The following is a 5,345-nucleotide window of genomic DNA, read 5'->3' as shown; positions in this document are numbered from 1 at the left end:
CCAGCACGTCGCCACGCGCCACCACGTTGCCCACTTCCACCAGCGGACGCTGGTTTATGCAGGTGTTCTGGTTGGAGCGGGTGTACTTGACCTGGGTTTAGATGTCGACGCCGGCGTCGTTGTCGTGGATCTCGTCTTCGTTGGCACGGACCACGATGCGGCCTGCGTCCACCTGGTCGATCACGCCGCCGCGCTTGGCGTTTACGGTGACGCCCGAGTCACGCGCCACGGCGCGCTCGATGCCGGTGCCCACCAGCGGCTTCTGCGAACGAAGCGTCGGCACGGCCTGGCGCTGCATGTTCGCGCCCATCAGGGCGCGGTTGGCGTCGTCGTGCTCGATGAACGGGACCAGCGCGGCCGCGACGGACACCGACTGCATGGGCGAAACGTCCATGTAGTGAATTTCCGACGGCGGCTTGAGCAGGGTCTCGGCCTGGAAGCGGCAGGGAACGAAGGGGGCCTGGAAGCTGCCGTCCTTGTTGAGCTCGGCGTTCGCCTGGGCGATCGCGTACTCGTGTTCCTCGATGGCCGACAGGAACTCGACGGTGTCGGTGACCTTGCCGTCCACCACCTTGCGGTACGGCGTCTCGAGGAAGCCGTACTTGTTGGAGCGGGCGTACACGGCCAGCGAGTTGATCAGGCCGATGTTCGGGCCTTCCGGGGTTTCGATGGTGCAGACGGGGGCGTAATGGGTCGGGTGCACGTCGCGCACTTCGATGCCGGCGCGCTCACGGGTCAGGCCGCCCGGGCCAAGGGCCGACACGCGGCGTTTGTGGGTGACTTCCGAAAGCGGGTTGTTCTGGTCCATGAACTGAGACAGCTGCGAGGAGCCGAAGAACTCCTTGATCGCGGCGGCCACCGGCTTGGCGTTGATCAGGTCCTGCGGCGTCAGGCCGTCGGACTCGGCCAGCGACAGGCGCTCCTTGACGGCGCGCTCGACGCGGACCAGGCCCACGCGGAAGACGTTCTCGGCCATTTCGCCGACCGAACGCACGCGGCGGTTGCCCAGGTGGTCGATGTCGTCCACGACGCCACGGCCGTTGCGGATCTCGCACAGGGTCTTGATGACTTCCAGGATGTCGGAGGTTGCGCCAAGGTCCTTGACCAGGTTCTTGGAGTTCTCGTCGTTGCGCTCGCCGAAGTACTTCGAGTCGTACAGCACCGAAGCGCCCGTGACTTCCTTGCGGCCGACGCGGCGGTTGAACTTCATCCGGCCCACGCCCGACAGGTCGTAGCGCTCGAAGGTGAAGAACAGGTTGTAGAACAGGTTCTGCGCGGCGTCCTTGGTGGGCGGCTCGCCCGGACGCATCATGCGGTAGATCTCGACCAGGGCTTCGAGCTGGGTCTTGGTCGGGTCGATGCGCAGGGTGTTGGAGATGTACGGGCCGCGGTCGAGGTCGTTCACCCACAGGGTGCCGATGGTGTCGATGCCGGCCTTGCGCAGCTTGGCGACGTTGGCTTCGTTGAGCTCTTCGTTCGCCACCGCCAGCACTTCGCCGGTCTTGGTGTCGACGATGTCATGCGACAGGATGCGGCCGTACAGGTATTCGTCCGGCACCGCGAGGGTGTCGACCTTGGCCTGCTCGAGCTGCTTCACGTGGCGCGCGGTGATGCGCTTGCCGGCCTCGACGATGACCTTGCCGCCGACCACCAGGTCGAAGTTCAGGGTTTCGCCGCGCAGGCGCTCGGCAACGAGCTCCAGGTCCACGCCGTCCTGCTTGGCGATGTGGAAGGTGTTGACGTCGAAGAAGATCTTGAGGATTTCTTCGTTGTTGTAGCCCAGCGCACGCAGCAGGATGGTGACCGGCAGCTTGCGGCGGCGGTCGATGCGGGTGAACACGGCGTCCTTCGGGTCGAACTCGAAGTCGAGCCAGGAGCCGCGGTAGGGAATGATGCGGGCCGAGTACAGCAGCTTGCCCGAGCTGTGGGTCTTGCCGCGGTCGTGGTCGAAGAACACGCCGGGCGAACGGTGCAGCTGCGAGACGATGACGCGCTCGGTGCCGTTGACGATGAAGGTGCCGTTGTCGGTCATCAGGGGCAGCTCGCCCATGTAGACCTCCTGCTCCTTCACGTACTTGATGGCCTTGGTGGACGACTCACGGTCATAGATGACCAGGCGCACGGTCACGCGCAGCGGGGCGCCGTAGGTCAGGCCGCGGTTGCGGCACTCGCGCTCGTCGAACGGCGGCTCGCCCAGCTTGTAGCTGACGTATTCCAGCGCAGCGTTGCCGGAGTAGCTGGTGATCGGGAACACCGACTTCAGCGCGGCGTGCAGGCCACGGTCGTCGCGTTTGCCGGACAGGGCGAACTCCTGAAGGAACTCGCGGTACGAGTCCATCTGGATCGCCAGCAGGTACGGCACTTCAAGGACCTGCCGGCGCTTGCCGAAGTCCTTGCGGATACGCTTCTTTTCGGTGAAGGAGTACGTCATGGTGAGCTACCGCCTCGGGTATCTGTGGCCGCGCGTCCGCGGTCCGGGGGGAACATCAAACTGCCAGTTGGAAGTCGCTGGTATTGCCGGCACCAGCACGCCTTCTCTTGCTACTTCCGACTGGCAACTCGGGATCAGTTGCTTGTTGCCTCGTGCCGTTCCCCAGGAACGGCCAAAGGCCGGGGGCTTTCGCCCCCAGCCTCAGGTGGTCGCCAATACCAGCCGGCGACTCAAAGTGAGGATTACTTGAGCTCGACGGTCGCGCCGGCGGCCTCGAGGTCCTTCTTGAACTTGGCAGCGTCGTCCTTCGACGCAGCTTCCTTCACGACGCCAGTGGCCTCGACGAGGTCCTTGGCTTCCTTCAGGCCCAGGCCGGTGATGGCGCGGACGGCCTTGATGACTTCGACCTTCTTCTCGCCGGCAGCCTTGAGGATGACCTGGAACTCGGTCTGCTCTTCGACCACGGCGGCCGGGCCAGCAGCGGCGGCAACCATGACCGGGGCGGCGGCGGTGACGCCGAACTTCTCTTCGATGGCCTTGACCAGCTCCATCACTTCCATCAGGGTCTTGCCGGCGACGGCTTCGACGATCTGCTCGTTGGAAAGGGACATTTTAATTACCTCTGGAAAGTTTTCTGGAAAGTTTGTTTGACGGTGACGAACTTAGGCGGTTTCGGCTTCAGCTTCGGCGGGGGCGACATCGCCACCACCCTGCTGGTCCGCCACGGCCTTGACGGCGCGGGCGAACATGGTGGCCGGCTCGGCCAGCACGCGGGCCAGCATGGCCAACGCCTGGTCACGGGTCGGCAGCGCAGCCAGGACATCCACGTGGGTGCCCGGATACGTCTTGCCACCGATGGATACGACCTTTGCCTGCAGCTTGTCGTTGCCCTTGGCGAATTCCTTGATCAGACGACCGGCAGCGCCGGGGTCTTCCATCGAGAACGCATACAGCAGCGGACCGACGAGGGCGTCTTTCGTGCCTTCGTAATCGGTGCCCGCGACGGCACGCGAAGCCAGGCTGTTCTTGACAACTTTCAAGAACACGCCCGTTTCACGCGCTTTCTTCCGCATCGCGGTCATCTGCGAAACGGTCGTGCCAGCGTACTCGGCGGCAACCAGGGAGTGGGCCTTGGCGGCGACTTCTGCCAGTTCGGCAACCACTTCTTGCTTCTGAGACAGATTAAGAGCCATTGCACTCCTCCAATAGGACTCCGCTTGTGGCTCCTGCCACGCGCGGTCTTGGGCGGCACCGTTCCTTCGGCGCCGGGGACGCGGATGCGTCCCGGTGGTGGCCGTTTCCAGAAATACTTCCGAAAGGCGGCACCATCTACGCAGGCCCGACTTCGCGAGAAGTACGGATTAGGCGATCCCGCTTGTGGCGACGGCGAATCCTTGCCAGTCGTGCATCCGTGCCCGACGTCGTCACGCGCTGACCGCACCTGCGGTCTTTGATGGCTCCGTCGGGGTCGCGACCCCGCCGGTGCCTTCAAAATCTTCCGTCCGGGACGCGCCCCGGACGGCTTGTACGATTACTTGGCCAGCGTCAGCGAGGAGTGGTCGATGACCACGCCAACGCCCATCGTCGAGCTCAGGGAGATCTTCTGCAGGTACTGGCCCTTGGACGAAGCCGGCTTGGCCTTGACCAGGTCCGCCAGCAGCGCGTTCAGGTTTTCCTTGAGCGACTCGGCCTCGAAGCTGGCCTTGCCGATCGTGCAGTGGATGATGCCGCCCTTGTCGGTGCGGTAGCGGACCTGGCCCGCCTTGGCGTTGCGCACGGCGCCGGCGGCGTCGGGCGAAACGGTGCCGACCTTCGGGTTCGGCATCAGGCCGCGCGGGCCGAGCACCTGGCCCAGCTTGCCGACGACGCGCATGGCGTCCGGCGTGGCGATGACCACGTCATAGTTGATGTTGCCGGCCAGCATCGACTCGGCCAGCTCGTCCATGCCCACCACTTCCGCGCCGGCGGCCAGGGCTTCGTCAGCCTTGGCGCCCGGGGGGCAGAACACGGCGACCTTGACCGACTTGCCGGTGCCCTTGGGCAGCACGGTGGAACCGCGCACCTGCTGGTCGGACTTCTTGGCGTCCACGCCGAGGCGGACGGACACGTCCACGGACTCGACGAACTTGGTCTTGGAGTTCGACTGGATCAGCTTGAGGGCTTCGTCCAGCGAATAGGCCTTGCCCGGGGTGACCAGGGTCTGGAGCTGCTTGTAGCGCTTGGAAATGCGTGCCATGTCTTAGCCCTCCACCACGAGACCCATCGAACGGGCGCTGCCCGCGATGGTGCGAACGCCGGCGTCAAGCGAAGCGGCCGTGAGATCGGCTTCCTTCGCCTTGACGATGTCTTCGAGCTGCTTGCGCGTGACCTTGCCCACCTTGTCGGTGTTCGGGCGCTTGGAGCCCGAGGTCAGCCCGGCGGCCTTCTTGAGCAGCACGGTGGCCGGGGTGCTCTTGGTGATGAAGGTGAACGTGCGGTCCGAATACGCGGTGATGATCACCGGCGTCGGCAGGCCCGGCTCGAGCTTGGAAGTCGCCGCGTTGAACGCTTTGCAGAATTCCATGATGTTCAGGCCACGCTGACCCAGCGCGGGACCGACCGGCGGCGAGGGGTTGGCCTGGCCGGCCTTCACCTGCAGCTTGATGTAACCAACTACTTTCTTAGCCATTTTATTATCTCCGGGTGCAAGCGCCTGTTGTCAGGCTCCCCATCGTGCCGGGCGGGAAACGTGCCCCGGCTTTCACGCTGCCGCTAAAACCTCGCGTCAGGCCTTTTCGACCTGGCCGAACTCGAGCTCCACCGGGGTGGAACGACCGAAGATCAGCACCGCCACGCGCAGGCGGCTCTTTTCGTAATTGACTTCCTCGACCACGCCGTTGAAGTCGTTGAACGGACCCTCGGTGACGCGGACCAT

5 protein-coding genes and 1 pseudogene are annotated in these 5,345 nt (G+C 64.5%); all 6 read right to left on the bottom strand.

The genetic code is table 11. The features are described 5' to 3' along the window. Positions 1-2,431, bottom strand: a pseudogene (rpoB, locus tag K0M70_RS03335) (DNA-directed RNA polymerase subunit beta); the annotation flags it as partial. Positions 2,432-2,673: 242 nt separating this feature from the next. Beyond that, positions 2,674-3,042 carry a 50S ribosomal protein L7/L12 gene (rplL, locus tag K0M70_RS03330; protein ID WP_290779270.1) on the bottom strand — a complete coding sequence of 123 codons (369 nt, stop codon included), beginning with the start codon at positions 3,040-3,042 and terminating at the stop codon, positions 2,674-2,676. Between the two features lie 51 nt (positions 3,043-3,093). Beyond that, the gene (gene rplJ, locus K0M70_RS03325) at positions 3,094-3,624 is read right to left on the bottom strand and encodes a 50S ribosomal protein L10 (protein WP_290779267.1); all 531 of its coding nucleotides are present in this window, start codon (positions 3,622-3,624) and stop codon (positions 3,094-3,096) included. Between the two features lie 338 nt (positions 3,625-3,962). Then, positions 3,963-4,667 (bottom strand): 50S ribosomal protein L1, encoded by a 705-nt coding sequence (gene rplA, locus K0M70_RS03320; protein WP_290779264.1) that lies wholly within the window; start codon positions 4,665-4,667, stop codon positions 3,963-3,965. Positions 4,668-4,670: 3 nt separating this feature from the next. After that, positions 4,671-5,099: a 50S ribosomal protein L11 gene (rplK, locus tag K0M70_RS03315; protein ID WP_034223969.1), complete on the bottom strand. Its 429-nt coding sequence runs from the start codon at positions 5,097-5,099 to the stop codon at positions 4,671-4,673. 96 nt (positions 5,100-5,195) lie between these two features. Next, positions 5,196-5,345, bottom strand: a 150-nt coding sequence (locus K0M70_RS03310; protein WP_290779272.1) for a KOW motif-containing protein, incomplete at its 5' end; no start/stop codon positions are given.

The organism is Arenimonas sp. (assembly GCF_019459675.1).
Taxonomy (GTDB): domain Bacteria; phylum Pseudomonadota; class Gammaproteobacteria; order Xanthomonadales; family Xanthomonadaceae; genus Arenimonas.
The sequence above is the reverse complement of the archived record's forward strand: the minus strand, read 5'-3'. Positions and strand labels throughout refer to the sequence as shown.